The following is a 2,152-nucleotide window of genomic DNA, read 5'->3' on the forward strand; positions in this document are numbered from 1 at the left end:
AGACATCCGATCTGCGTAGAGTGTCAAGCTCCCGGCTCTGACGAATAGCGTCAAGATCGTTTTCTGGAATGATGGAGGGATGTCTCGACCGCGAATCCGCGTCGCCGCCTACGTCATCCGCTACCGATCCACCCCGGAACTTCTTGTCTTCGATCACATCGGTTCGCCCGACGCCGGTACTCAAGTGCCGGCAGGAGGGGTCCGGCCGGATGAAAGCCTGCAACAGGCTGTCCTGCGAGAAGTCGCAGAAGAAACCGGCTTGACCGAAGTCTCTATCATTGGGCCCATCGCGTTGGACAACAGGCCGCGTGCCGATAACGGGCAGCTGCGGCAGACAACGTTCTTCCAGCTCACGGCCCGCCCAGATAGCGCTGATGCATGGCAGCACCATGTTCGTGGCGATGGCGAGGACGCCGGGCTTGAGTTCGCGTGCCGCTTCGTCCCGATACCGCTGGCAGAGCGGTTGGCCGATGCTCAGGACGTGTGGCTGAGTCGCATCGATCGACGATGGGGGAAGGCGGCGGACTCGTCGTAGGTCTTGCGGTTTTGCAGGCAGTGGAACAGGCAGCCGAGCATCCGGTTGAAGGTGTTGCGCAGTGCGCTGGAGTGCCGGTCGCCCTCGGCGCGCCGGTAGTCGTAGTGCGCTCTGGGGCCTGGTGCTCGTAGGGAGGCGAAGGACCACACGTAGCCGACGGCGGCCAGGCGTTGGTTCTTCACTTTGCGGTGGTGGACGACCAGGCTCTTGCCTGAGGCGCGGGTGATGGGCGCCGATCCGGCGTAGGCCTTGAGCGCGCGGGCGTTGGCGAAGCGGGTTTGGTCGTCGCCGAGTTCGGCGAGCACGCGGGCGCCGGTCAGGTCGGCCAGGCCGGGGAAGCTGGTGATGATGGCCGCGTCCGGGTGCTGGCCGAAGGCCTCGCCGGTAGCTTCGGCGAGCTGGTCGGCGGCGCGGCAGGCAGCGTCCAGTTGCAGCAGCAGGGCCTGGGCCTGGCGGCCGAGGGCTTCTTCAACGAGCGGGAGCCGGCGCAGCTGCTCTTCGCCGAACAGCGCCTGCAGTCGGTCGATCCAGGTCTCTATGTTGCGCTGGCGTCCTGAGCCGCGTAGCAGGGTGTGCAGTCGGCGGAAGGTGAGTTTGGCGGCCGCGCCCGGGGTGGGCGCCGCCTGCAGCACGGCGCGGGCCTCGCGAGAGGTCAGGCCGATGTTCTTGACATGAAAGGCCTTCAGCGCCGCGGGGAAGTACTCGCGCAGCAGCGAGCGCAGCTGGTTGGCCAGCTGCTGGCGGTTCCAGACCGCGTCCTGCTGAGCACGAGCCAGCACGGTGATCGCCTGCGCCAGCTCGGAGTCGTCCGGCAGCGGCCGGTGGTGAGCGGCGTCGACGCGCAGGATGTTGGCCAAGGTCATGGCATCGAGGTGGTCGGACTTGGCTCGGGCGACGCTGTGGCGTTCGCGGTAGCGGGCCACGGCCAGCGGATTGATCGCGTACACCGTTCGGCCGGTGGCGCGCAGGCAGGAGACCAGCAGGCCGCGGCTGGTCTCGATCGCCACCGGGATCGGGTCGTCGGGGTGGTCGCCGTGTTCGGCCAGCATCTCGACCAGGACTCGCCAGCCCTCGGCGTCGTCGCTGATGCGTCGTTTGGCGACCAGTGTGCCGGTCTCGTCGACCAAGGCGACGTCGTGGTGTTTCTCGCTCCAGTCGATTCCGCATGTCACCGTCACCGGCGCCTCCTTCATCGGTCGTTGGTCCAGGTGAGCCGCGCAGGGGCACGCCACGCCCTAATGAGAGAGCTCGGCGGCTCGACATCCGATCAGCGGTTCGTGGCCCCAGCCGGCCGCAGGTCCGCGCTCTGCGCAAGGGCTCGAAAGGTCCGGGTAGACAAAGCGGTGTCTCCTGCGGCTGGCTCACGTCACGATCGTGCCGAATCGCACGAACTGGCGGGTGACGGTCGACAGGGACCGAGGCGCACGGTCTTAGCAGAGGACTCGCGGTCCGGTATCAACACAGGCGTTCACTCGGCCCCCGTCGACCACCACCCGCCGGTCGCTCACCCTCACCGCGTACGGCCTGCGATGAGAAGTCCAAGCTCCAGTTCAAGTCGAGACGTCAGCGGGATGAGCTCCCGAGTCGGGAAACTCGGGGTCGTACAGAGTCATTAGG

At 66.9% G+C, this 2,152-nt stretch carries 2 protein-coding genes; one reads left to right on the forward strand and one right to left on the reverse strand.

The window, feature by feature from the left end; translation table 11 throughout:
* The first annotated feature begins 79 nt into the window (after positions 1 to 79).
* Positions 80 to 535: an NUDIX hydrolase gene (locus tag ACWD3H_RS47580; protein ID WP_451959792.1), complete on the forward strand. Its 456-nt coding sequence runs from the start codon at positions 80 to 82 to the stop codon at positions 533 to 535.
* On the opposite strand, the gene ACWD3H_RS47585 is transcribed toward ACWD3H_RS47580, so the two are convergent.
* Positions 475 to 1,728 (reverse strand): IS110 family transposase, encoded by a 1,254-nt coding sequence (locus tag ACWD3H_RS47585; protein WP_451959793.1) that lies wholly within the window; start codon positions 1,726 to 1,728, stop codon positions 475 to 477. The two genes, ACWD3H_RS47580 and ACWD3H_RS47585, sit on opposite strands and share 61 nt — an antisense overlap.
* Between the last annotated feature and the right edge of the window lie 424 nt (positions 1,729 to 2,152).

The sequence above is a fragment of the Streptosporangium sp. NPDC002607 genome, from assembly GCF_053592655.1.

Coding starts and splice junctions, on each gene's coding strand:
- ACWD3H_RS47585 (WP_451959793.1), bottom strand. CDS start 1,728: ATGAAGGAGGCGCCGGTGACGGTGACATGCGGAATCGACTGGAGCGAG.
- ACWD3H_RS47580 (WP_451959792.1), top strand. CDS start 80: ATGTCTCGACCGCGAATCCGCGTCGCCGCCTACGTCATCCGCTACCGA.